The following is a 23622-nucleotide window of genomic DNA, read 5'->3' as shown; positions in this document are numbered from 1 at the left end:
CGCGTCACGGGGCCTAGACTGTGCGGGTTCCCCGACGACGGTGCGGGTTCCCGATCCACGACGAAGAGGAGACCACGGTGGCAGCAGCTCCGACCGACGAGACCGAGGAGCACGGGCGCGGCCTGGGCAGCTTCCTGCGCAAGGACCTGGTGGGCGGCGTGCTGCTGCTGACCGCGATGCTCGCGGCGCTGGTGTTCGCCAACTCGCCGTGGGCGGACACCTACTTCGCGCTGCGCGACACCCACATCGGCATCGACTTCCCCGGTCTGGACCACACGGTGGGCGAGTGGGCCTCCGAGGGTCTGCTCGCGATCTTCTTCTTCCTCGTCGGCCTGGAGCTGAAGACCGAGTTCGTCGACGGAGAGCTGCGCAACATCCGCAAGGCCCTGCTGCCCGTGGTCGCCGCGTTCGGCGGGGTGGTCGTCCCCGCCCTGATCTACGTGGCGGTCAACACGATCAATGACGGCGACCCGTCCACCATGACCGGCTGGGCCATCCCCACCGCCACGGACATCGCCTTCGCCGTCTCCGTGCTCGCCGTCGTGGGCTCCGCCCTGCCCGTGGCGATGCGGACCTTCCTGCTCACCCTGGCCGTGGTCGACGACCTCATCGCGATCGTCATCATCGCCTTCGTCTACACCGACGACCTCAAGCTGCTCTACCTCGCCCTCGCCCTGGTCCCGCTGGGGATCTACGCGTTCCTGGCCCAGAAGTTCCCCGAGTTCTTCATGCAGCACCACTGGGCCGCCTGGGTGATCCTCCTGCCGATCGGCGTCATCACCTGGCTGTTCGTCCTCGAGGCCGGCATCCACGCGACCATCGCCGGCGTGCTGCTCGGCTTCGTGGTCCCGGTCAAGAAGGTCACCCCGCGGGTGATCCGCCAGGAGGACCCCCGGCTCGGCCTCGCCCCGGCCCTGGAGCACCGCTTCCGGCCGCTGTCCAACGGCCTGGCGATCCCGGTGTTCGCGTTCTTCGCCGCCGGCGTGGCCGTGGGCGGGCTCGAGGGCGTCACCGAGTCCCTGACCGACCCGGTGGCCATCGGCATCGTGCTGGGCCTGGTCCTCGGCAAGACCATCGGCATCTTCTCGGCGTCCTGGCTGATGGACCGCTTCACCCCGGCCGCCAAGGACGACGACTACTCGTGGTTCGACCTCGGTGCGCTGAGCCTGGTCGCCGGCGTCGGCTTCACGGTCTCCCTGCTCGTGGCCGAGCTGAGCTTCGGCATCGGCAGCCCGCACAACGAGCACGCCAAGGTCGGCATCCTCACCGGCTCGGCGATCGCCGCGGTCATCGGCGGGACACTGCTGTCGGTGCGCAACGCCCACTACAAGAAGCTGCGCGCCCAGGGCGTGGCGGTGGACAAGCTGGACGCCGCGAGCTGACACGGCACGGCACGCGGACGGCCGCCCCGGAGCAGTGCTCCGGGGCGGCCGTCCGGACCCGGGTGGTTCGCGGTGACCGGCCTGCCCGGGGCGTCATCTGACCGGAGCACTTCTCCCTGCCGGCGAGGGTGGCTAGCGTGGACAGTGCCGGGTCGGTCCACGTGGCGATCCGCACTGACGGCCCGGCCGCTCCGAGGAGGGGAAGGACCATGACCACTCCGGCCACCGACCGCACCACCCACCGCTTGCCCGTCCAGAACGCGGCCCTGCTCTACGGGGTCGTGTTCCTGCTCGTAGGCGTCCTGGGCTTCGTCCCCGGCATCACCGCCGGCTACGACTCCCTGCAGTTCGCAGGCCACACCTCCGAGGCGATGCTGCTCGGCGTCTTCCAGGTCTCGATCCTGCACAACCTCGTGCACCTGCTCTACGGCATCGCGGGCCTCGCCCTGGCCCGCTCGGCCGGAGGAGCGCGGGCCTTCCTGCGCTGGGGCGGGGCCGTCTACCTGCTCCTGTGGCTCTACGGGCTGCTGATCGACAAGGAGTCCACGGCGAACTTCGTGCCCGTGAACTCCGCCGACGACTGGCTGCACCTGCTGCTGGGACTGACCATGGTGGCCCTGTCCTTCCTGCGCGGCCGCGACCGGGCCGCCGGCACGACCCGGCTCTGATCACCCCGCCCGCGCGCACGGCACGGGCGTCCTGCGGAGCGGTTCCCCGCCGACGGCGGGGAACCGCTCCGTCCGTTGGCAACACGATGTTCCCGGGTACCGGGGTCCGGAATGCGCACCGTTCCCGTCGCTGCTCGTCGGAGCACGGATGCGGGCGTAGCGTGGTGTTCCCGGTCGAGCCGTGGCCGTGACCTCCTGGCACGCGATGAAGGGTGCTGCGATGAACCACAAGCTGTCCGTGCTCGTCCAGATCGACCTCGACGGAGCCTACGTCCGGCTCGTCGTCACCGGCTGCCTCACCGAGACCAACCAGCACGCGCTGCACGCTCTCGTCGGCCGGGTCCGGACGGAGCTCCCGCCGACGACGGTGACCGTCGACCTCACCGACGCCGTCCACGTGGAGGCGGCGGCCGTGGACCTGCTGCGGTGGGCGATCGCGGACGGGTCCTCCCCGCACGTCAGCCCCGTGCGGATGCGCGTGCCCAACGGCCTCCCGGGCCACCGCCCCGGACCCGCGTGGCCGGGCCACGGCGGGGACCTCGCCGGACGGGCCGCCTGACCCGGCCGAGGCTCGCCCGGCGGTGGCCCGGCACGGTGCGGAGGCCGGGGACACGGACCCGCCGTCCGAGGCCGAGCCACGCACGGACTCAAAGCGGCGGAGCCCCTGAGCCGGGGCGGGGCGCCGGGACCTCCGGCTTACCGTGTCCCCGGTCACTCCTAGACTGGTGGGCATGGACGAGCAGCAACCGTCCCGGACCGCACCGGCTCCGGACGGCGGCGCCGGGCTCCCCGCGGATGCGGCCGTCACCGCACCCACCACTCCCCCTCCGGCCTCCGACGCCGGCCCTCCCGCCCTGGTCGACCCGGGCGCGGTGGACACCTCCGTGCGCACCCCGCAGCAGCGGTTCCGGACCTTCACCGGGATCCTGGTCAACACCGCACTGGCCAACGTCACCACCAGCTACCTGTGGTTCGCCCTGACGTTCTGGGTGTATCTGCAGACCCGCAACGTCATCGCCACGGGGGTGGTCGGCGGGGCCTACATGCTGCTGATCGCGCTCTCGAGCATCAGCTTCGGCACCTTCGTGGACCGCTACCGGAAGCTGTCGGTGATGCGCTTCGCCGCCGGTTTCACCCTGGTCGTGTTCGCCCTGGCCGGAGCCCTGTTCGCCCTCACCCCGGCCGCCTGGATGACCGACCTGACGCAGCCGTGGATCTGGGTCTTCGCCCTGGTCGTGCTGATCGGGGCGGTCGTGGAGAACATGCGCAACATCGCCCTGTCCACCACGGTCACGATCCTCATCGACCCGGACCGCCGGGCCAACGCGAACGGCCTGGTCGGCATGGTGCAGGGGCTGATGTTCATCGTCACCTCGGTGCTCTCCGGCCTGTCGGTGGGACTGCTGGGCATGGGGTGGACGATCGCCGTGGCCGTGGCGCTCACGGCCGTGGCCTTCGCCCACCTGCTCCTCCTGCGCATGCCCGAGGAGGTGCGCGCGGCCGCGACGGACGCCTCCGGCGGCTTCGACCTGCGCGGGTCCTTCGCCGCCGTGCTCGCCGTGTCGGGATTGTTCGCGCTGATCCTGTTCTCCACGTTCAACAACTTCATCGGCGGGGTCTACATGGCCCTGATGGACCCCTACGGCCTCGAGATGTTCCCGGTGGAGATCTGGGGCGGGGTCTTCGCCCTCGGCGCCACCGGGTTCATCGCCGGCGGGGCGCTGATCGGCAAGTTCGGCCTCGGGAGGAACCCGCTGCGCACCATGCTCCTGGCCGTGGTCGTCATGGGCGTGCTCGGTGCGGTGTTCACCGTGCGGGAGTGGGCCTGGCTGTACGTGGCCGGCATCTGGCTCTACCTCGTGCTCGTCCCGTTCGTGGAGGCCGCCGAGCAGACCGTCATCCAGCGGGTCGTCCCGCTCGAGCGGCAGGGCCGGGTCTTCGGCTTCGCGATGGCCTTCGAGTCCGCGGCGGCACCGGTGACCGCGTTCCTCATCGCCCCGGTCGCCGAGGTGTGGATCATCCCCTACGCCCGCTCCGCGGAGGGCTCCGCACAGCTGGCACCGCTGCTGGGCCAGGGCACCTCCCGCGGCATCGCCCTGATCTTCCTCGTCGCCGGCCTCGTCATGGTCGCCGCCGCCCTGCTGGCCTTCCTCACGCCCGTCTACCGCAGGGTCTCCGCCGAGTACGCACGGGCTGCCGCGCAGGACGCGGCCGCGGAGACGAATGCGGAGGAGAGCACGCCGACCGGGCGGGGCGAGCCGGCACCCGATCGGGACGGCGCACGGCGCCCCGAGGACCCCGCGGGCGCAGCAGCTGAGCGGCAGTGGATCGACCGGGAACGGCAGGCGACCACCACGCAGGGACCGGAGCCCGGTCCGAGCGAGTAGGCGCAGGACGAGCGGACGCGGGTCGATCCAGCGCAGGCCGAGCGGGCCCGGAGCGAGAGGCCAGGTCTCACGCAGGACCGGACTCCAGGGCGTTCTCGCCCCGGTCCCGCCGCCCCCGGCCCTGGTCCCGCCGGCTGCCGCCCTCCGGCTCCGACCGCAGCGGACCGCCGGTCCTGCCGCTGTCCGGCTCCCCGGAGGGCCCAGCCGGATGGTCGTCGGCGAACGGCAGGGTCGGGACCTGCAGATCCGCGGCCAGCTCGGCGAGCGCCCGGTCGAGCAGGTCCCGCTGCCGAGCCGGCAGGGCCAGGGAGTAGTGGAGGTACGCCTCGACCTCGAGCAGGTGCACGGTGCCGCCGAGGCGGGCGTAGTGCAGCCACAGGGCCTGGGCACCGAGGCCGGCCGTGCGCAGGCCCCGGTGCAGCCGCCGGGCCTGGTCGGCCCCGAGAGCGTCGTCGTCCATGACGGGGCCTCCCGTCAGACCCGAGGGTCGTCCGAACGGTGCACCACCCGCACCGCGAGGTCGTGCACGGTCGTCCGCTGCTCCCCGGCGGCCCGCACCAGGAGGGCGTGGGCGGCCTCGGGCTCGAGGTCGTGGCGTTCCATGAGCACCCCGATGGCGCGCTGGAGGGCCTGTCGCTCGGCCAGGGTGGCCTGCAGCGCCGCGGTGGTGCGGCGGAGACTCTCCGTGGTGGCTGCGGACCCCAACAGCGCCGCCGCTGCGGTGGCGAGCAGCTGCAGCAGGTGCTCCTCGTGCTCGGTGAAGGCCTGGGGCTCTGCGGCGTAGATCTTCACCGCGCCGATCTCCTTGCCGTGGTGGAGGAGGGGAACGCTGAGCACCGAGCCGACCCCGGCGGCCGCGGCGGCGACCGCCCACTCGGCCCAGCGCAGGTCGGTGGTGGTGTCGGGAACGGACTGGGTGGTCACCGTGTCCCAGGCGGTGAGGCACGGGCCCTCACCGAGCTCGTACTGGAGGGCGTCCAGCTGCTCGACCAACGGGTCGGTGGCCGCGGTGGAGGCCGGCACGCCGTGATCGTCGACCAGGGTGACACCGGCGCCGGTGGCCGTCGGCACGAGGTCTCTGGCCACCTCGGCGAGCTGCCGCACGGCCTCGGTCGCCGCCACGGGCTCCAACAGCAGCCCCTGGAGCCCTGCCACCGTGACGGCCGCTCCGAGGGTGCCGGGATCTTTGTCGTGTGCCACGGCTGCTCGCCTTCCGTGCGGAACGGCACGGCTCCGTGCATCCCGTACTCTGCAGGCAGTCTGACCCCAACCGGTACGGCCTGCCAAAGGACGTCCACCATGTGTCCCCGCAAGGCGTGGGACCGGGGCGGCGCTCATGCCGCTCGGGGGTGCTCCGCGGCCGGTCCGCCGGAGACCGGCTGGACCTGCAGGTCCTGGAGCGCGGCCGGGTCGAGCACGGGCAGCACGTCGGTGGCGAGCACCGCCACCGCCTGCGCGTAGGCGGCCGCGGGTGTCGGTGCAGGAGCCAGCAGCCGCACACCGACCCCGCCGGTCACGGGCACCACGTCGGCCCCCGGGTGCGTGCGCAGGCTCCGGCGCAGCGCGGTGAGGACAGCGGGGTGCGGGCGGGCCTCGGTGCGGATCGATGCGCGGACCTCCCAGGTCGTCATGACGGGGCCCCGGGGCGTCCCGGAGGGTGCGGGGGCGAGGACGCGCCCGCCGCCGCCTGTGCCGCCCGCACGAGGAGTCCGCGCTCTGCCGGCGGCAGGTGCAGGCACCCGTGCAGGTAGGCGTCGATCTCGGTCTCCCCCACGGCGCCGCCGAGCTGGAAGCCGGCCCACCAGAGGCGGTGCACGTCGATGTCGTGCCGGTCACAGTACGTGCGCAGCACCCGGGCGTGCTGTCTCGCGATCTGCATCGTGCTCATCGGTCCCCCACCGTGAACGTCGTCGGGCCCGAATCTCACGCAGCGCAGGCGATCGATGATCCGGTGCGCACGGCACTGCTCGTCCGTCCGCGCGCACCCCCAGGATGGGCCGGGCCCCCGGTGCCCGTCGACGCTCAGGGAACTGACGGTGCGCCGGGAGGACGTGCTCTGCGGCCCCCGGACGACTGGATGACCTCATGTGTCACGGACCGGGCGCTCGCGCCCGAGGTCTGCGGGACCACGATCCGCCGGCTGCGCCCGCCGCGGCGGGCGGGCTCAGAAGTAGAGCGACTCGGCCGGCCCGTGCCCGTAGTGCTCCCGGTAGGTCGCGGCGAAGCGGCCGGGGTGGGCGAAGCCCCAGCGGGCGGCGATGCCGGCGACCGTGCTCGTGGACGGGTCGGCGGAGAGCAGCTCCACGTGGGCGGCCTCGAGGCGCAGCAGCCGGAGGTGGGCCAGGGGCGTGGTGTCGAGCGCCCGGCGGAAGGCGGCCTGCAGCCCGCGCGGGCTCAATCGGGCGGCCGCGGCGATCTCGGCCAGCCCGATCGGCTCGGCGAGGTGCTCCTCCATGTACGCCACGGCCCGGCGCACTGCCGCCGGGACGGCCCGGTGCTCGGTCGCCCCGTGCGGGCGGTCGAGGAACGTGCCGGGGAAGGCGTGCAGCACGGCGGTGGCGAGGTGGCGGAAGAGCTCGGCGCGCACGAGGGGCTGGGCCATCGCCTCGTCGTTGGCCAGTTCGTCCCGCCCGGCCGCCAGGACCGCCCGCGCCAGGTGCTCGCCCATCGCCGGGGAGACCGGGCTCGCGGAGGTGAAGCGCAGCTTGAGCTCGTCGACCCCGAGCAGCCCGGCCGCGTGGCGCTGCACGGCGCCGAGGTCGAGGGTGGTGGTCAGCAGGTCGAGGTCCTCCCACCGCGGGGTGTAGGGCCCCAGCGGCAGCAGCCACGGGCCGGGGCCGGAGACCACCCGGTGGTCCTCGGAGAACGTCAGCCGTCCGCCGAGCACCTGGGCGATGCGCAGCACGCCGTCGCCGTCGGTCACGGCGTCGGCGACGACGCCGGGCAGCCGGAACCGCTCCAGGCTCAGGCCCTCGACGGCGCGCACGCCGAGCAGCAGCTCGAAGGGGTCGTCCTCGATGATCCGCAGCCGGCGCACCGCGTAGATCCGGGCGAGGATCTCGGCGCCGGCCGCGGCGTCGTGCACCTCGTAGCGCCAGCGCCCGTCCCCGGAGGCGCGCAGCTCCTCGCCCGGCGCCGCGATCGCGTCGGCCCCCAGCTCGGCGCCGGCCGGGAGGCTGAAGACGGGGCCGGGCCGGGACGCGCCGGGGCGCGACGGCCTCCTCGGCTGCTCCCGCGCCACCCGTCCTCCTCCCGGGCGGACGACGAACGGCGAAGCCGCGGACTGCGCGATCCTCCGGCGCGCGGCTGGTCCCGGCGCCGGTCATCGCCCGACTGAGAGCATGATGCGTCCAACCGGTCCGACCGGTCGGTCGGCTGTCCGGAAAGCGCACGGTGACGCGTCATCACGCCGTCGCCCCGCGTCATCGACCGGGTACACGGCCCACCCCGAGGTGGGATCGCGGCGGACGGACCGGCGCGCGGCGGCACGAGCGTCGTGCCGGTCCGGCACGACGGGGCGGAACGCGGCACAGCAGGGGGAGCTCGCACCGGCCCCGTCCCGGACGCAGCACCGCCCCAGGACCCGCAGGCCGAGCGGCTTCAGGCCTTCGCGTGGAACTTCTGCTGGGCCTCGAGCAGGCCGTGGTCGATGAGGTGCTCCACGGCGTCGGCGGCGTCGTCGAGCAGGAAGGGCAGCTCCTTGGCCTCGGTCGAGGAGAAGGGCTTGAGCACGTAGGCGGCAGTGTCCATCCGGCCGGGAGGACGGCCGACGCCGACGCGCACCCGGTGGTAGTCCTTGGTGGACAGCGCCTTGGACATGTCGCGCAGCCCGTTGTGCCCGCCCTCGCCCCCGCCGAGCTTGAGCTTGACGGCGGCGAAGGGAATGTCGATCTCGTCGTGGACGGCGACGACGCGCGCCGGGTCGATGTCGTAGAACTTCGCCAGCCCGGCCACGGGCCCGCCGGAGGTGTTCATGTAGGTCAGCGGCTTGGCGAGCACCAGGCGGGGGCCGCCGGGGCGCAACCGGGTCTCGAGGACCTGGGCGCGGGCCTTGTGGGTCTTGAAGCGGCCGCCGGTGCGGGCGGCGAGCTCGTCGAGGACCATCTGCCCGACGTTGTGCCGGGTGCGGGCGTACTCGGGGCCGGGGTTGCCCAGCCCCACGACCAGCCATGCGTCGGACATCGATGCCTCCTCGGGCACGGGACGCGCGCGGAGCGCGGAAGGGAAACGGGACGACAGAGCACGGAGCGCGGGACGGCCGGGGCCGCCCCGCGCTCCGCGGATCACACTAGTGCGAGGGAGAGGCTCAGGCCTCGTTCTCCGCGACGACGTCGCCCTGCGGGGCGGCGGCGCCGGCCTCGGCGGACTCCTCGCCCTCCTCGGGCAGCTCGGCGGCCTGCGGCTCGGAGACGTTGACCACGAGCAGCTCGGCGTCGGAGACCATGGTCACGCCCTCGGGCAGGCGGACGTCGGCGGCGTAGACGTGGTCGCCGGCGGCGTGGCCGTCCAGGTTGATGGTGAGGGACTCGGGCATGTTCAGCGCCTCGGCCTCGACGGTGAGGGTGTTCTCCTCGACGTTGTGCACGGCGCCCGGGGCGACCTCGCCGATGACGTGGACGGGGATCTCGGCCTCGACCTTCTCGCCGCGGCGCACGGCGAGCAGGTCGACGTGGAGGATCTCCGGGCGGGTGGCGTGGCGCTGGATGTCCTTGACCATCACGAGCTCCTTGCCGCCGTCGAGCTGCAGCTCGAGCACGGCGTTGCGGTTGCGGACCGCGAGCATGGTGATGTGGCCGGGGATGATCACGTGCTTGGGCTCGGCGCCGTGGCCGTAGACGACCGCGGGGATCTGGTCGTTGGCGCGGATGCGGCGGGCGTAGCCCTTGCCGAAGTCGGTGCGGGTCTCGGCGGGGATCTTGATGGTCTCGACCATGGGAACTCCTCGGTGCGGGTCTGGACGGGAACTGCCGGGAGCAGCTCACTCGGATCGGCCGGGCGAGGACACCGGCCGCAGACCCTCCCCGGACGGCGGAAGCCGTGCCGTGCACGAACGGATGCGTGCCGCGCTCCCGGGGTCGGGATCCTCGAACCAGCCTCGTCGATCACGGGACCACAGGGGTCCCCTCGCCTTGGCAACCGCACCAGAGTAGCACGGGCCCGCCCCGGGAGCGCGGGGAAACCAGGGGCGCTCAGCCCCGCGCGCGCTCCCCGGCCACGGCCTTGCGCGCGAGGTGGCCGGCGAGCAGCCAGGGCTCGACGACGTAGCGGTGGCCCAGCCGGCGCGGCTGGGTGAGCAGCCGGTAGGCCCACTCCAGGCCCAGCGGACCGAGCCAGCGGGGCGGGGGCTTCTGGATCCCGGCGTACTCGTCGATCCCGCCGCCCACGGCCGCGTAGATCGCCGTGGGCAGCTCGGCCCAGCGGCGGCTGAGCATCTCCTCCTGCAGCGGCATGCCCAGGCCCACGATGACGAAGTCGGGAGCGAACTCCTGCAGCTCGGCCACGACGCGCTCCTCGAGCCCCGGGTTCCACCCCTCCCCCGCCCAGCCGCGGACCTCCCGGTCCGGGGCCTGGGCCTGGAGCAGTCCGACCGTGCGGGCGTTGCCCTCCGGGGTGGCGCCGACGACGGCGACGCGCCGCACCGGCGTCTCGCTCATCAGGCCGGGCAGCCAGTCCAGCGTGCCGAGGCGGTGGCGCTTGGCGGACAGGTCGCGCCCGGAGCGCCACTTCGCGAGCTTCAGGACCGGGAAGCCGTCGGTGAGCACCACCTCGGCCTGCTCGTAGAAGGCGCGGAAGACCGGGTTGACCTCCCACGTGTAGAGACTGTGCAGGTTGTGGGCGAGGATCGCGGCCTTGCGCCGCTGCCCCCACGTGGCGTCGATCCAGCGCAGCAGCTCGCCGGCGTCCATCGGCGTGACGCGCACCCCGCTGACCGGGATCTCGATCTCGCCGGTGCGGCTGAGCTGCCTCTGGTGCTTGAGCATGTGGTTCCCCCCAGAACGGACGGCGGCGGCTGCCGCCTGCAACGGGCCGGCCGGTGTCCCCCGGCCGGCGGCGGGATCCCCCCGGATCCCGCGTGTGCACGCCGGTGCGCGGCCGCAGCCCGTGCGCCGCGCTCGATGCGTGCGCATTCACGCTAGCAATCAGGACTCCATGAAAATGCCCCCACATCGGGGATCCGATGTCCCCTGTTCTGCTCCTGTTTGCATGAATGTGCGTCAGTAAAGTCGTAGTCCACGGGGGAGCCGGAACCACGCCGGGGGGCGTCAGGGAGTGTTCCGGTTCCCCCGTCCAGCACTTCGGGGGGAGTGTCCATCATGCTGAAGAAGAACCTGTCCGTGCGCCCGGCCGCCTGGCGGGAGCGCTACATCGCGGCGATGCGCCGCGCCGACGCGCTCGCCGTGGCCGGCGCGCTCGCGCTCACCCAGCTCGTGCGCTTCGGCTCGAGATCGGACCGCCTCGAGGTCGGGCCCGTCCCGGTCCCGTACTGGGCCGTCGGCATCGCCCTGGCGGCCGCGTGGTGGGCGTTCCTCGAGCTGCGCGGGGCCCGCGACGTCCGGCTGATCGGCTACGGCACCGAGGAGTACCGCCAGGTGGTCTCGACCACCCTCGTGCTCTTCGGCGGGCTCGCCATCGCCTCCTACGCCCTGGGCATCCCCATGGCCCGCGGCTACATCGTCGCCGCCCTGCCCACCGGCCTGGTGCTGCTGCTGGCCGGGCGCAGCCTCGTGCGCCACCGCCTGATCCGGGCCCGCCGCGCCGGCACCGCCATGACCCGCACCCTCGTGGTGGGCCGGGTCCCCGGGGTGGTCGAGATGGTGCGCTCGCTCCAGGAGCACCCGGAGTCGGGCTTCGCGCCGGTGGCGGTCTACGCCCCGTCGTCGTCGTTCGTCCTCCCCGCCTCCCTGGCGGGCGTGGACGTCCCGCCCAACCTCCTGCCGGCCGGGGGCCGGCCGGGCGTGGAGGACATCGTCGCCGCGTGCCGGGAGCACCGGATCGAGACCCTCGTGCTGGCCGCCTCCGCCCCGCTGTCCTCGGAGGAGGTGCGCCACCTCTCCTGGTACCTCGCCGACGAGCACGTGCGCCTGGTCCTGGACACCGGGCTCACCGACGTCGCTGGCCCGCGCATCCACACCCAGCACCTGGCCGGGCTGCCCCTGATCCACGTCTCCACCCCGCGGCTCTCGCGCTCGCGGCTGCTGCTCAAGCGGGCGGTCGACGTCGCCGGCGCGGCCACCGCCCTGCTCCTGCTCGCCCCCGTCATGGCGGTGCTGGCGCTGATCGTGAAGCGCCACGACGGCGGGCCCGTGCTCTTCGCCCAGGAGCGCACCGGCCTCGACGGGCGAGCCTTCCGAATGCTGAAGTTCCGCTCCATGTACCCCGACGCCGAGGAGCGCAAGGCCGCCCTCATGGCGCGCAACGACGCCAAGGGCGGGGTGCTGTTCTTCATGGCGGACGACCCCCGCGTCACCGGCCCCGGGAAGTGGATGCGCAAGTACTCCCTGGACGAGCTGCCCCAGTTCCTCAACGTCCTGAAGGGCGAGATGTCCCTGGTGGGCCCGCGCCCGCCCCTGCCGAGCGAGGTCGCCCAGTACGAGGCCCACGTCCACCGCCGGCTGCGCGTGAAGCCGGGGATCACCGGGCTGTGGCAGGTCTCCGGGCGCGACGACCTCGACTGGGACCAGGCCGTGCGCCTGGACCTCTACTACGTGGAGAACTGGTCCCCGGTCCAGGACCTGGTCATCCTCGCCCGCACCGTGCGCGCCGTCGTCGCCAAGGAGGGCGCCCACTAGGGGCCCGTCCCCCAGCCGGGGGACGAATTCTGGACATTCGTCCACCGCGCGCCGGGCCCCTCCCCGGTGCGCGGACCGGCAGGATGACGTGCGACGACGCCGTTGCGCGGGAAGCCGGGCCCACCGCTTCCCGAATGTGAACAATCGGTGACACAGAAGAACTTTCATCTATTTGCGCCCCTAAACTGACTGCAGACGTGTTGCCGCACGAACCCCCCACCGTCTCCTCCCCCGGGAGACAGGCAACCCCCTGGGCGGGCTCGTGCCTGTTCGGGGAGGGAACCGACCGATGCTCAAGGTGCAGGAGAACGCCACCGCCGCGTACCTACCAGGTACAGCCCGGCCCGCGGACTCGACCGGGTCCACGCGCGCCGAGGCACCGGGCACCTCCCCCACGACCACCGGCTGGCGGAGGCGCTACGTCACCGGGATGCGGGCGGTCGACGCCCTCGCCGTCGCCCTCGCCCTGATGGGCACCCACCTCATCCGCTTCCAGCTCGAGAACGCCGGCCTGGACCTCGGGCCGCTGTCCGTGCCGTACTGGATCGTCGGCACTGCCCTGGCCCTGGTGTGGTGGGGCTTCCTCGAGCTGCGCGGGGCCCGGGACGTCCGGCTGATCGGCTACGGCCTCGAGGAGACCCGCCAGGTCGTCTCCGCGACGCTCGTGCTCTTCGGCGCCCTGGCCATCGTGTCCTTCGCCTTCGCCATCCCGACGGCGCGCAGCTACGTGCTCATCGCCCTCCCCCTGGGCCTGGGCCTGCTCATCGGCGGGCGGTTCGTGCTGCGCGACGCCCTGGCCAAGGAGCGCGCGATCGGGGAGTCGCTCTCCCGCACGCTGCTCGTCGGCCGCCTGGCCGGGGTGACCGAGCTGCACCAGTCCCTGCGCCGCCACCCCATGGCCGGCTTCGACACCGCCGCCGTCTACGCCCCCACGACCAAGCGGCAGCTCCCGCCCGAGCTGCGCCGCGTCGAGCTGCCCCCCAACGCCCTGCCCGCCGGCGAATCCCCGTCCGTGGACGGCATCGTGGCGACCTGCCGCCGCCACGGCATCGAGACGGTGATCGTCTCCCAGAACGTGCCGCTGTCCACCAAGGAGATCCGCCACCTGTCCTGGCAGCTGGCCGACGCCCGCATCCGCCTGGTCATGGAGACCGGCCTGACGGACATCGCCGGCCCCCGCATCCACATGCAGCAGGTCGCCGGTCTGCCCCTGATCCACGTGGCCACCCCGAAGCTCAGCCGCGGCCGGGCACTGACCAAGCGGGCGATGGACATCCTCCTCTCCTCGGTGGCCCTGCTGGTCCTCTCCCCCGTGCTGCTGGCGCTGGCAGGCATCGTGAGGGCCCACGACAAGGGCCCTGCCCTCTTCGCCCAGGAGCGCGTGGGCCAGGACGGGCGCCGGTTCAGGATGCTGAAGTTCCGTTCCATGCGCACGGACGCCGAGCAGGTCCTCAAGGAGCTCAGGGAGCGCAACGAGGGCGCCGGCCTGCTGTTCAAGATGAAGGACGACCCCCGTGTCACCGGCCCCGGAAAATGGATGCGCCGATACTCCCTCGACGAGCTGCCCCAGTTCCTCAACGTCCTCAAGGGCGACATGTCCCTGGTCGGCCCCCGCCCGCCCCTCCCCCAGGAGGTCGAGCAGTACGAGGACTACGTCCACCGCCGCATGCGCGTGAAGCCGGGCATCACCGGCCTCTGGCAGGTCTCGGGCCGCAGCAACCTGGACTGGGAGCAGTCGGTCCGTCTGGACCTCTACTACGTGGAGAACTGGTCGCCCATCGAAGACATGTTGATTCTCGGACGCACGGTGAAGGCCGTGATAGCAAAAGAGGGCGCGTACTGAAACTGCACAACGTGCGCACTCCCTGACCAGGAACATGCCGCGCTCGCAGGAGACCATGCACTCCACATTTATGCCAACATAGACCGCTCAGAAGTCTCGCAAGTTCGCACATGCCAAAACCGCGCACACACGTGATGCGCCTAAAGGAAGAATCAATGATCGACAACGTATTCGTCCTGTCGACGGCCGATTTCAACGCCGACGTGTGGACGAACAAGCAGCATCTTGCAAGTCGCTTGGCGGATCATGTGGACGTGACGTACATCGAATCCTTGGGGCTTCGACGTCCAGTCATTTCAAAAGCTGATCTTGCACGTATCGCTACCCGCGCCACCAGGTATGCCGCTCCGGCGACCCTCGAACGCTCGACATCGAGGCTTCGGATCATCAAACCCCACGTACTGCCTCTACACGGCCTCGCTGCAGCCAGAGCTATCAACGGCAGGCTTTTTAACACTCAAGTACATAAACTTGTCGCGCAGTCGAAAGGGACTACACTCCTCTGGTCGTTCTCTCCCGTAACTTATGGGATCGAAAAGCACTTTGATAAGACCGTTTATCATTCGGTCGACTTACTGCACACCCTCCCCAATCTGCCAGCTCAGTTTCTCTTGGAGAGCGAGCGAAATCTCGTCAAACACGCAGACGAAGTAATTGCTTCGAGCACAGGGGTTAAGGACCACCTGTCTGCCATGACAAACAAATCCATACGTCTGTGGCAAAACGTAGCGGACACGCGGCTCTATGCCAATGCGAACGGCAACCAACGACGCTCTCGAGCGATATTTGCTGGTAATCTGACGCCCGGAAAAGTCGACTTCAAGCTGCTCTTCGACATCGCACGCTCTGGCATGGAGCTCCTCCTGGCCGGACCACACGCGATCGATGGCACGAACACCTCGAGAGACCTTACCGACCTCCTGCAGTACCCCAACGTTAGGTATCTCGGGAACTTGCGCCCCCCCGAACTCGCATCAGCTCTCAATGCATGCACTGTGGGACTGATCCCCTACCACGTCAATGAATATACAACAGGCGTTTTCCCAATGAAGGTCTACGAGTACTTGGCCTCGGGCCTGTCCGTTGTAAGCACTCCACTCCCCAGCCTCGTTCACGTCGCCGACCAGGACATACACGTCGCATCTGGATCGCAGTTTGCCGAAACGACGACGCGAGTCGCAGACGTTGACAAAGAAACCATAGTCGAAAGGCGGCGCCGCGCAGCAAAGCACTCGTGGGAATCAAGAACCGCACAGGCTTTAGACCTACTGACACGGGAGAAATAGTTTGCGAGAAGAGTGGCACATTGTTCCGGAATCGGACGAGCTATCGAGACGCAATGGCTCCGCGATCCTAACCGTGGCCAAGAGTCTGCAAATGGCAGCGCATCGACGCGGAAACGAAGCGTGGATCGTCGGCGTAAAGAACAGCAGAAACGATCTGCCGCACGTCCGCGAACTCTTGATACCCGCGTCACCTCATTCCCGGCATCGCGCTGCACGCCTTATCGACTCAGCGGCCAAGTATGCAATCGGCAGAGCGCTGACTGGTGCTCACGTTTCACGGGAACGGGAAAGTCCCACACATATTTTTTGCCATAATCAACCCTGGATGCTCCGAAGTATTCGCCGCTCTTACCCAGACGCCCGTTTATACTTATACGTGCACAACAGAATACTTCAAGGGATTCCATCCGCAACGATTAGGAACGTTGTAAATCATTGTGATCGCGTCATTTGTGTCAGCGAATTCATCAGGCAGGATTTAGCAACCCGGGGCAAGATGACGCCCGCTATGACGAAGCACAAAACGAGGGCAGTCCTCCACGGCGTTAACGCTCAGCTTTTTGAGCCTGCGAAGGACGAGCAACCCGAAAAAGGGTTCGACGTAAGTTACGCAGGGCGCCTGATTCCCGAAAAAGGTGTACATATCTTACTCGCTGCCCTTAAACAGGTCGCCGAGGAGCGCCACGTATCCGCACGAATTATTGGCGGTCGAACTTTTATGCCCGCAACCTTGTCCTCTTACGAAGAGAGTCTGAGGTTCGACTTCACTCACCCCAATTTAAACGTTGAGTTCATGGGACCCGTGCCTCCCGACAGAATCCCACGGGCATTGAACAATGCCGCTCTACACGTCGTACCCTCCGTATGGGAAGAGCCTTGCGGTCTGTCCGTGATCGAGGGCTTCGCCAGCCAGGCGTGCGTCGTGGCAACCAAAGTGGGGGGCATCCCCGAACTCGCCGAAAATACACGGCTCCGTCTTGTGGCCCCAAATAACCCGGCAGAATTGGCAACTGCGATTATCGACTATCTGAAAAATCCCCGCGCGGCGCGTATGGACTCGATGATGCAACGCGACTGGACGAGAGGTCGTTCCTGGGAACACGTTTATAGCGATTTGCTGAACGTAGATGCGTAGGGCGGCTGGAGCTGCGGAGCTCAAGAAACTCTTCAGGGGGACCCTAGCTTATGCAATGCTCCCCCTCGTAGGGCTCATCACGGGGCCGCTCCTGGCTAGAGCCTTAGGCCCAGAGGGACGAGGTGAACTCGCCTCGGTCTTGCAGCCATTGACGGTAATAGACGCCATCCTGCTCGCGGGTGTGCCGACCGCAGTCACATTCTTCGTTGGTCGCGGCCAGGGATTTTCAGCAATTCGGAAATACGTTGGCACCGTAGTCATTCTGACTGTGGGCGTGACCGCCATCATTATGTTCCTCTATTCCTCTCGTATTTCCGACATCACGGGCATGAGCAGAGGGTTCATTTTTCTCATATGGTGCACAAGTTTCCTAGGATTATTAATTGCACTTCAGAGGTCAGTGCTACAAGGTTGGGGCGCTCTCGGTCGGCTGGACACTGAACGAGCACTTTTTGCAGTACTCCGCTTGTTTTCGATTTCTTTCCTTGTGTTTATTGGCATCACCCAAGTTGAACCATATGTAATTGGCTATCTTTTGCCCGGCTTGATTGCAGCACTAGTTCTTTTTCCCAAGCTGAATAGCCTACGCGGCTCCGTCCAGAGGTCCATGCCAAAGGCACGGCCAATTGAGGCCAAGGCATTCTATGTTTACGTCCTCTTTGCGGGATCGGGTCAAATTGCCAACGTGCTCAATAGCAGACTCGATCAAGCCGCGCTGCCATTGTTCCTGGACGCTAGAGATCTGGGCATGTATGCCGTTGCTGTGACCGTGGCCGAAATCCCCTTGATACTCTCGACGGTCACGTCTAGGAATTTGCTTTCTGAGACCAGCAAAGGATCACCTCGCAGGGTTGTTCTCAACACAGCAGTGCTCGGCAACGGACTCGTCGGTCTTTCGGCTGCGATACTCTGGGTTGCGGCGCCATTTGTAACTACGATTCTGTTTGGGGATGAATTTGCGCCGGCCAGCAATCTCATAAGAATTCTCGTAATAGGCACGCTTTTCTCCTCACTGACAGCCTCCGTTGGCTCTGTCTTTGCGGGGACTGGGCGTGCCGCAAGGAGTGCTATCGCACCTGTATGTGGAACTGCCATTGTTGCGACGGGCCTCATTGCATTATCCGACAATCTCACGGCGCATAGTGCAGCGTTGCTCGTGGTTACGGCACGGATCTTATGTACCATCATCGCCGCGTCCACACTGTTTTTATCGTCAAGAATCTTAACCCGAAGGTGAACATGCGACACATTGCATTGGCTCACGATTATTTCGTGCAGATGGGAGGAGCGGAAAGAGTCGCGGCAGCATGGGCTAGCCACTTCGGCTCGAGCACTATATCCACCCTCGCCTATGACCAGCGCAACACGTTCTCGACCATTGATCCGTCTAAAGTCAAAGCAAAGTTATATGGAGCGTTTTGGTCAAAGCATTTACATAAATTTCTGCCCACGCTACCTCTCCTTGCTCGAAGCGTTGTCGTAGATAATGCAGACGTAGCACTTGTTTCGACTAGTGGCTGGGCTCATCAGTTCCGTTACAATACTCCCACCGTGGCCTACGTTCATTCGCCGGCACGGTGGCTTTATGCAGCGGAAGACTACAAGATGGGGCTGTCCAGCGTGCCCAGGGCAGGTTTATACCTTACTAGTAACTATCTTAAGCAGAAGGATGCTCCTGCCATGGGTCGAATGGATCGTCTCATCAGCAATTCGGTAGTGACACAGGAACGCATTTGGAGTGCCTACGGCGTAGACAGCGAGGTTGTATCTCCGCCAGTCTCACCGATAGCGGCCCAAGCCACGGCACCTGCAAGGCCGCTCCCGGATCAGTTTTTGCTCATCGTGGCGAGGAATAGGGGATATAAGCGGATTCGCGAGGCGGCCGAGATCGCTCGGAAGGCTGGCCGTGCTCTCGTAGTCATTGGCGGAGGAACAGAGGAACTGGACACCCCCGAAGAGGCGGTAATCGGCCTAGGCCGAGTCTCCGACGGAGAGCTCAAATGGTTGTACCAGCACGCCGACGTCCTTCTGGCGACGGGTCGAGAGGATTTTGGTCTGACCGTACTGGAGGCCAACCTCGAAGGCACTCCCGTCGTCGGCATACCGAGTGGCGGTTACCTGGAGACCATTAAGCCCGGAGTCAACGGGCAGTTAACATCGAGTCAAGATTTGGACTCCTTCGGACCGGCTATTTTCGATGCGCTTAAGGTGCCGGCAAACTCTTGCCGACAATGGGCAACGAAATTCTCCCTCGAAAACCATCTTACCAAGCTTGAGGAGGTGATGGACGATGTTGCCAGTTAGACGAATTCTTCTCGTCAGTCGTTCCACATCTGACCATGCTGGGGCAGGTGGCATGGAGGCTGTTTTACAGGATTTAGCACTCAATTTGGCAAGTGCGCGTAAGTACGAACTTGCACTATTAACGACGCCCGGTTTCGATCAATCGCGCATGCGTGAATATTTCAGTCATACTTGGCAAGTTCGCGGGGCTCGGCCAGGCAAATACTCCATACGATGGTGGATGGGCGCTCCTAACGCGAAAAGCGAGTGGGCAGCGTGGGCACCTGACGTAATACTTAGTATTAGCAGTGCAGCTGGGTCGTTCCGATTACATCGTTTTTGGAATCACTCTCCCATTATTGCCCAATGCCATGGCACGGCTTGGCATGAAGTCAAATCCTCATTGGCCTCCCTCTCGCCTAAGGAAGCGGTGAAAATTCCCATCAACGTGACACGAATTGCGAGGGAAAGATTCGCTTACGGCAGATTCGATCACACCATTGCCATTAGCGACGGCGTGCGAGAGCAGTTGTCACGCGCCCCTTTAAGTGTTCCTCCTTCTAAGTTATCAATAATTCCAAATTATGTTGATACTAACAAATGGTCTTTTGATCGAAATGCTCGCGACCAGGTACGCGAAATACTTAATCTATCCCCTTCATGCAAAATCGCGCTTTTTGCTGGACGTTTACACCGACAAAAGGGCATCGATCTTGCCATTCAAGCGATGTCGACTTTACCTATAAGTCAGTGGCATTTTATAATATGCGGTACTGGCCCTCAAGCTAATGAGTTGAAACGCATGGCCAGCGACTACGGTTTAACCGACCGAGTTCATTTTGTTGGTCAGATCAATCGTGAGAATTTGCCGCGCTATTATTCCGCAGCTGATTTGCTGGTTTTTCCGACCCGACGTAGGGAAGGGTTGCCCATGAACATATTAGAAGCCCTTGCCTCGGGCCTGCCGGTCCTGACCTGCAAAAATGCCAATTTGCCGCCAGATTTAGCAGATAAGGTAGTTTATGCTCAGCCAACCTCCGCTAGCGTTGCTGGGGCTTGGTTGTCCATACCACCACTGCCGGGCCGAAGCAGTCAGCTTCCGGATCGGTACTCGCTGACCGCTGCACTCGGGGAATATGAGGAATTATTAGATCAAATATCCCGCTAGCCCACCTCGAGCAATATGTGCTCGAAATTAAGTCCTAATGGTCAGAGATTTTCCCAATAGGGCTTATGGCGGTCGCGTGCTAAATATCCCTGCAAAAATATTTTGCCTAGTGCGCCACGCCTGTTCGATTGTATATATACGATGTATCCACCAAAAGTATTTGCATCCGAAGGCGTAAACATCATTTTTTGTAGGTCAGGAGCCATACCTGTTTTGAGTACTTTTTCGATGCAAAACAATTTAAAGTCGTCAGTTCAGACAACTGTGCTATTTGCGCTAGTCATTGTCCTCAGCCTGTTTTCTTCTATTGACAATTATATTGGAGCGGGCATTTCCGTGATTTTACTAGCCACATTATATATTGGCGTCACCTTATACAAAATATCTGAACTGAATCCGCGCGCAGGGCTTGTTGAAATAGCAGATCTAATTTTGTGTTTTTTACTGGTTACTATGTCGCTAGTGCTTTTGGCGGCGATTGCGGATATACATAATACTAAATTGATGCGGCTCAGGTACACTGGTTATCTCGGTATTGATGAGTATGCAGGCGCCTACAGTTTATGGTGTATATCAATTATCTTTGCGCTTTTGGCTACTAGACTTACTTTTCCGTTTCGTCATCCACCCAGATTTCTAGAGTCGCATCATAATGCCAGGTCGATTTCTACATGGAGCGCCTCCTCAGCTGTCATACTGGCAATAATGGGGTTTGTCGGCGTAAGTACAATCTCATTTTCAGAACAACAGGAAACGTTTCTCACTCGTGGTCAGGGCTCGGGCAATGGTCTGCAAGCGCTTTTTTATTGGGCCAGCGCAGTTTACGTCGCATATGTTGTGACTGCATGGAAAAGGGAGGCAGGACGCTTTTTCCCAGCGCTAGCAGCGGTCTATACTGCTTTGTTATTCTTGTCAGCCAATCGAAGCCCGATCGCGTTGATTCTTATTGCGATTCTTATACGAATAGTCGCGGATAAGCGTTACGGTATTCTGAAATCCGGAGCGCTATTGGCACCTCTTATATTCTTGGTCTTTTCTTACCAATCAACGTGGCGTGGCTTGCTCGCCCGCGGTGCGCCAGCCGCTCCCACTGATGTGCTCCTGGCCGTTACTCGGGATCCACTCAATGCCATACAAAGAGTTGGATTCGATAGCATTGACGGCATGGTCCTTGCGCAGTCACTGTTAGATAAAGGTTTTTCCCCTCAGTATTTCGACCCGCTCTTATCTGTTCTCAACTTTGTACCGCGCCAGATCTGGGAGAATAAACCCGTACTTCTCGGATCCACAATAGGCCAAGACTTCTTGGGTTTGACCGCTGGTGGAATTTTTGTATCGGGACCTGGCTACTTTTCACTGGTTTCTGGATCAGTCTTGGGTGGTATTGTGTTGTTTGTTTTCGCCATGTTTATCGCCAAGTTATTAATATCTTACTTTGCTTTCGATGCAATTCTGTGCTGCTCAGTGCTCTATTTTGTCGCTCGTTTTCCGTTAGCTGGTGATGCTTTCGACATTTTCCTATCTATTCAAATATATGTAATTTACCTTGTAGCGAAAGCGCCGAGCACTTATTTGCGCGCGTCGCGTCCTAGTTATTTGCATGATTTGAAGCACTGAATAGGTCGATTGGTGTTCGGCATAAGTGGAGTGGCGCCCATCGTCCGAAATTCTTCAGATTTAGGAAATCCAGTGATGGAGTTCCTGATGGGGTAAGTGATCAAATACCTTCCGGAATTCCACGATCATGGTGGCGCGCTGGTATTGCATGTGCAACCGTGGGGTGCGCGACGTCGCCCGGGAACTGGGCATTAACCGGCCCTTCACATTGGAGTGTGGGTAGGGGCTTGTCGCCAGGGCCGGTGTCCGCCGGCGGCGAGGAGGGCGCGTAAGCGGTAGTTGTCGAAGTTACGGAAGCCGCGGGCGACTCGGCGCATCGTCTCGATCACGCCATTGATCGCCTCCGTGGGTCCGTTCGAGGCACCGTTCGTGTCGAAGTAGGCCAGGATCGCGGCCCTCCAGCGGCGCAGTGTGCGGCCGAGGCGGGCGATCTCCGGGATGGGGCAGGACGGGAAGGCATCCAGGATCTCGGCGACCAGCCGGCGTCCCTGCTCGGGGCGGGCGTGGTAGACGGCGCGGAGCTTCTGGTAGCAGTGCCAGGCGATGGTGACCTCGTGGTGCGGGTCCCCGGCCTCGAGCTTCGCGTTGAGCCGGCAGATCTGCCGCTCGGTGAGGTGCTCCACCCCGATCTGCAGGGTGCGGCGGATCCCGTACAACGGGTCTCCGGCCCGCCCGCGGTGGCCGAGGGCGTCCTGCTGCACGCGGCGGCGGACCTCGTCGACGACCTGGCCACCGAGCAAGACCGGCGTGGAAGGCGTCGAGCACCGTGATGGCCTCCGGGAGCTCGTCGCGGATCGCGTTGGCGTAGCCGTGGAACGGGTCCAGGGTCGCGGTGCGGATCCCGCTCGTGAACCCCGGCCCCTGCGCGGTGAGCCAGTCGCCGTAGGCGGCCCCGGTGCGGCCCTTGACCAGGTCCAGCAGCCTGGCTCGGGGCCGTCCGTCCTCACCGCGGGAGTGGTCCACGATCCCGGTGACCAGCCCGGTGCCGGGCGGGCCCACGTGGCGCCAGACGTGCTCGTCCACGCCCAAGGCGTTGACCCCGGCCAGCCGGTCCTCTGCGGCCAACTGGTCCTCGATGGCCGGGGCGACGGCGTCCCAGACGGTGTTCCAGGCGACCCCGAGCATCTCCGCCAGGGCCGAGACCGCGATGTCGTGGGAGCGCAGCTGGGCCACGGCCCAGGCGATCGCGCGGGTGGTGAGCTTGCCCCGCGGCGCGGCCAGCTCGTGGACCTCGCTGAACGTCGTGAGCCCGCAGGCGTCCTCGAGGCAGCGGTAGATCCGCTTGCGCCAGCGAACCCGCACCGGCACCCCAGCGCAGGGCAGGTCGTGGAGCAGGACCTGCCGCCGGCCGTGCCCGGTGGCGAGCACCGCGCAGGAGGGGCAGCCCACCAGCGTCGCCACGGTCTCCACCACCAGAGTGAACGAGCGCGGACCACGCTCGACGGCCAGGACGTGGACGTCGGACAGGTCGAAGAGCGCGCACGCGGGCGCGCAGATAGCATGAGACACGTCGAGGCCTTCATGGATCAGGTTGCTTGGTCGCTACCCATCCTGGAGGCCTCGACCTCTACCCAGCCCTCACAACACACCCCTCGAGAAGCCCGCGCGCCCCGGCTGCCCATGCTCATCTGTGAAGGGCCCTTTTACTACCCACGGCATCACCCGGCTGCACCGTGTGGTCACCGACAACGGCGCCAACTATAAGGCCCGCGACTTTACCCGCCCCGTGGAGGCCATCGCTGGCCGGCACCAGCACATCCGTCCCTACACGCCCTGGCACAACGGGAAGGTCGAACGGTACAACCGGATGCTGGCCCGTGAGGTGCTCTATGCCCGGCTCTACGCCAGCGAGCAGGCCCGCCGGGAAATCACCGGCATCTGGGTGTACCACTTCGACTACCACCGGCCCCACTTTGCCTGCGGCGATCAGGCCCGGCCTCACGCACCCCGGCCCAAGATAATAACGTCATGCCCTCTTACAACTAACACCCAGCCGCCACCCTACCAGTATTACATGAGAGAAGGTGGATGCATCTCCCATACTTTTACACCATTTGCGGATG

Annotated in this window: 21 protein-coding genes and 2 pseudogenes; 13 read left to right on the top strand and 10 right to left on the bottom strand. The window is 65.7% G+C overall.

What is annotated here, in order from left to right; genetic code table 11:
* The first annotated feature begins 77 nt into the window (after positions 1-77).
* From nhaA to LQU92_RS06900, 4 genes are all read left to right on the top strand, one after another.
* Positions 78-1382: a Na+/H+ antiporter NhaA gene (nhaA, locus tag LQU92_RS06915; RefSeq protein ID WP_308071596.1), complete on the top strand. Its 1305-nt coding sequence runs from the start codon at positions 78-80 to the stop codon at positions 1380-1382.
* A gap of 209 nt (positions 1383-1591) precedes the next feature.
* On the top strand, positions 1592-2050 hold the full coding sequence (locus LQU92_RS06910) for a DUF4383 domain-containing protein (protein WP_230779290.1): 459 nt from the start codon (positions 1592-1594) through the stop codon (positions 2048-2050).
* A gap of 220 nt (positions 2051-2270) precedes the next feature.
* Positions 2271-2609: a hypothetical protein gene (locus tag LQU92_RS06905; RefSeq protein ID WP_230779288.1), complete on the top strand. Its 339-nt coding sequence runs from the start codon at positions 2271-2273 to the stop codon at positions 2607-2609.
* A gap of 172 nt (positions 2610-2781) precedes the next feature.
* Positions 2782-4437: an MFS transporter gene (locus tag LQU92_RS06900; protein ID WP_230779286.1), complete on the top strand. Its 1656-nt coding sequence runs from the start codon at positions 2782-2784 to the stop codon at positions 4435-4437.
* A 67-nt stretch (positions 4438-4504) separates the two neighbouring features.
* Here the strand turns inward: LQU92_RS06900 and LQU92_RS06895 are convergent, their stop codons facing one another.
* From LQU92_RS06895 to LQU92_RS06860, 8 genes are all read right to left on the bottom strand, one after another.
* Positions 4505-4897, bottom strand: coding sequence for a hypothetical protein (locus tag LQU92_RS06895; protein ID WP_230779283.1), 393 nt, complete (start codon positions 4895-4897; stop codon positions 4505-4507).
* A 14-nt stretch (positions 4898-4911) separates the two neighbouring features.
* A complete protein-coding gene (locus LQU92_RS06890; RefSeq protein WP_230779281.1) occupies positions 4912-5637 on the bottom strand; it encodes a GAF and ANTAR domain-containing protein in 726 nt (241 codons plus the stop codon).
* 134 nt (positions 5638-5771) lie between these two features.
* The gene (locus LQU92_RS06885; protein ID WP_230779279.1) at positions 5772-6068 is read right to left on the bottom strand and encodes a hypothetical protein; all 297 of its coding nucleotides are present in this window, start codon (positions 6066-6068) and stop codon (positions 5772-5774) included.
* Complete coding sequence (locus LQU92_RS06880) at positions 6065-6316, bottom strand: hypothetical protein (RefSeq protein WP_230779276.1); 252 nt, start codon at positions 6314-6316, stop codon at positions 6065-6067. Before LQU92_RS06880 ends, LQU92_RS06885 begins: the two co-directional genes overlap by 4 nt.
* A 285-nt stretch (positions 6317-6601) precedes the next feature.
* On the bottom strand, positions 6602-7678 hold the full coding sequence (locus LQU92_RS15270) for a helix-turn-helix domain-containing protein (protein ID WP_230779274.1): 1077 nt from the start codon (positions 7676-7678) through the stop codon (positions 6602-6604).
* 359 nt (positions 7679-8037) lie between these two features.
* Complete coding sequence (gene pth / locus LQU92_RS06870; protein ID WP_230779270.1) at positions 8038-8619, bottom strand: aminoacyl-tRNA hydrolase; 582 nt, start codon at positions 8617-8619, stop codon at positions 8038-8040.
* Positions 8620-8743: 124 nt separating this feature from the next.
* Entirely contained in the window at positions 8744-9370 is a 627-nt protein-coding gene (locus LQU92_RS06865; RefSeq protein WP_230779266.1) for a 50S ribosomal protein L25/general stress protein Ctc, read from the bottom strand.
* Between the two features lie 256 nt (positions 9371-9626).
* Complete coding sequence (locus tag LQU92_RS06860; protein WP_230779262.1) at positions 9627-10418, bottom strand: WecB/TagA/CpsF family glycosyltransferase; 792 nt, start codon at positions 10416-10418, stop codon at positions 9627-9629.
* Positions 10419-10751: 333 nt separating this feature from the next.
* Here LQU92_RS06860 and LQU92_RS06855 point away from each other — a divergent pair, with 333 nt between their 5' ends.
* From LQU92_RS06855 to LQU92_RS06820, 8 genes are all read left to right on the top strand, one after another.
* Positions 10752-12227: a sugar transferase gene (locus tag LQU92_RS06855; RefSeq protein ID WP_230779259.1), complete on the top strand. Its 1476-nt coding sequence runs from the start codon at positions 10752-10754 to the stop codon at positions 12225-12227.
* A gap of 289 nt (positions 12228-12516) precedes the next feature.
* A complete protein-coding gene (locus LQU92_RS06850) occupies positions 12517-14070 on the top strand; it encodes a sugar transferase (protein ID WP_230779256.1) in 1554 nt (517 codons plus the stop codon).
* 155 nt (positions 14071-14225) lie between these two features.
* Positions 14226-15356 carry a glycosyltransferase gene (locus LQU92_RS06845; RefSeq protein ID WP_230779253.1) on the top strand — a complete coding sequence of 377 codons (1131 nt, stop codon included), beginning with the start codon at positions 14226-14228 and terminating at the stop codon, positions 15354-15356.
* Between the two features lie 91 nt (positions 15357-15447).
* Positions 15448-16491 (top strand): glycosyltransferase family 4 protein, encoded by a 1044-nt coding sequence (locus LQU92_RS15380; protein ID WP_374229667.1) that lies wholly within the window; start codon positions 15448-15450, stop codon positions 16489-16491.
* A 55-nt stretch (positions 16492-16546) separates the two neighbouring features.
* Positions 16547-17728: a hypothetical protein gene (locus LQU92_RS06835; RefSeq protein ID WP_230779247.1), complete on the top strand. Its 1182-nt coding sequence runs from the start codon at positions 16547-16549 to the stop codon at positions 17726-17728.
* 2 nt (positions 17729-17730) lie between these two features.
* Positions 17731-18795 carry a glycosyltransferase gene (locus LQU92_RS06830; protein ID WP_230779628.1) on the top strand — a complete coding sequence of 355 codons (1065 nt, stop codon included), beginning with the start codon at positions 17731-17733 and terminating at the stop codon, positions 18793-18795.
* A 52-nt stretch (positions 18796-18847) separates the two neighbouring features.
* Positions 18848-19942, top strand: coding sequence for a glycosyltransferase family 4 protein (locus LQU92_RS06825; RefSeq protein ID WP_230779244.1), 1095 nt, complete (start codon positions 18848-18850; stop codon positions 19940-19942).
* Between the two features lie 228 nt (positions 19943-20170).
* Positions 20171-21559 (top strand): hypothetical protein, encoded by a 1389-nt coding sequence (locus LQU92_RS06820; protein WP_230779241.1) that lies wholly within the window; start codon positions 20171-20173, stop codon positions 21557-21559.
* A gap of 203 nt (positions 21560-21762) precedes the next feature.
* Here LQU92_RS06820 and LQU92_RS15265 read toward each other — a convergent pair whose 3' ends face one another.
* A complete protein-coding gene (locus LQU92_RS15265) occupies positions 21763-22299 on the bottom strand; it encodes a transposase (RefSeq protein ID WP_308071595.1) in 537 nt (178 codons plus the stop codon).
* A 67-nt stretch (positions 22300-22366) separates the two neighbouring features.
* Positions 22367-22927: pseudogene (locus LQU92_RS15260) on the bottom strand (helix-turn-helix domain-containing protein); the annotation flags it as partial.
* 274 nt (positions 22928-23201) lie between these two features.
* Here LQU92_RS15260 and LQU92_RS06810 point away from each other — a divergent pair.
* A pseudogene (locus LQU92_RS06810) lies at positions 23202-23545 on the top strand (integrase core domain-containing protein); the annotation flags it as partial.
* Between the last annotated feature and the right edge of the window lie 77 nt (positions 23546-23622).

The organism is Kocuria sp. LUK, assembly GCF_021012935.1.
Classification (GTDB): domain Bacteria; phylum Actinomycetota; class Actinomycetes; order Actinomycetales; family Micrococcaceae; genus Kocuria; species Kocuria flava.
This window is presented reverse-complemented; position numbering and strand designations above follow the sequence as displayed.

What these genes read in the sequence shown, in the direction of transcription:
- LQU92_RS06910 (WP_230779290.1), top strand. Translation starts at nt 1,592, where the DNA reads ATGACCACTCCGGCCACCGACCGCACCACCCACCGCTTGCCCGTCCAG.
- LQU92_RS06905 (WP_230779288.1), top strand. Translation starts at nt 2,271, where the DNA reads ATGAACCACAAGCTGTCCGTGCTCGTCCAGATCGACCTCGACGGAGCC.
- LQU92_RS06900 (WP_230779286.1), top strand. Translation starts at nt 2,782, where the DNA reads ATGGACGAGCAGCAACCGTCCCGGACCGCACCGGCTCCGGACGGCGGC.
- LQU92_RS06895 (WP_230779283.1), bottom strand. Translation starts at nt 4,897, where the DNA reads ATGGACGACGACGCTCTCGGGGCCGACCAGGCCCGGCGGCTGCACCGG.
- LQU92_RS06885 (WP_230779279.1), bottom strand. Translation starts at nt 6,068, where the DNA reads ATGACGACCTGGGAGGTCCGCGCATCGATCCGCACCGAGGCCCGCCCG.
- LQU92_RS06880 (WP_230779276.1), bottom strand. Translation starts at nt 6,316, where the DNA reads ATGCAGATCGCGAGACAGCACGCCCGGGTGCTGCGCACGTACTGTGAC.
- pth (WP_230779270.1), bottom strand. Translation starts at nt 8,619, where the DNA reads ATGTCCGACGCATGGCTGGTCGTGGGGCTGGGCAACCCCGGCCCCGAG.
- LQU92_RS06865 (WP_230779266.1), bottom strand. Translation starts at nt 9,370, where the DNA reads ATGGTCGAGACCATCAAGATCCCCGCCGAGACCCGCACCGACTTCGGC.
- LQU92_RS06860 (WP_230779262.1), bottom strand. Translation starts at nt 10,418, where the DNA reads ATGCTCAAGCACCAGAGGCAGCTCAGCCGCACCGGCGAGATCGAGATC.
- LQU92_RS06855 (WP_230779259.1), top strand. Translation starts at nt 10,752, where the DNA reads ATGCTGAAGAAGAACCTGTCCGTGCGCCCGGCCGCCTGGCGGGAGCGC.
- LQU92_RS06850 (WP_230779256.1), top strand. Translation starts at nt 12,517, where the DNA reads ATGCTCAAGGTGCAGGAGAACGCCACCGCCGCGTACCTACCAGGTACA.
- LQU92_RS06845 (WP_230779253.1), top strand. Translation starts at nt 14,226, where the DNA reads ATGATCGACAACGTATTCGTCCTGTCGACGGCCGATTTCAACGCCGAC.
- LQU92_RS15380 (WP_374229667.1), top strand. Translation starts at nt 15,448, where the DNA reads ATGGCAGCGCATCGACGCGGAAACGAAGCGTGGATCGTCGGCGTAAAG.
- LQU92_RS06835 (WP_230779247.1), top strand. Translation starts at nt 16,547, where the DNA reads ATGCTCCCCCTCGTAGGGCTCATCACGGGGCCGCTCCTGGCTAGAGCC.
- LQU92_RS06830 (WP_230779628.1), top strand. Translation starts at nt 17,731, where the DNA reads ATGCGACACATTGCATTGGCTCACGATTATTTCGTGCAGATGGGAGGA.
- LQU92_RS06825 (WP_230779244.1), top strand. Translation starts at nt 18,848, where the DNA reads ATGGAGGCTGTTTTACAGGATTTAGCACTCAATTTGGCAAGTGCGCGT.
- LQU92_RS06820 (WP_230779241.1), top strand. Translation starts at nt 20,171, where the DNA reads ATGCAAAACAATTTAAAGTCGTCAGTTCAGACAACTGTGCTATTTGCG.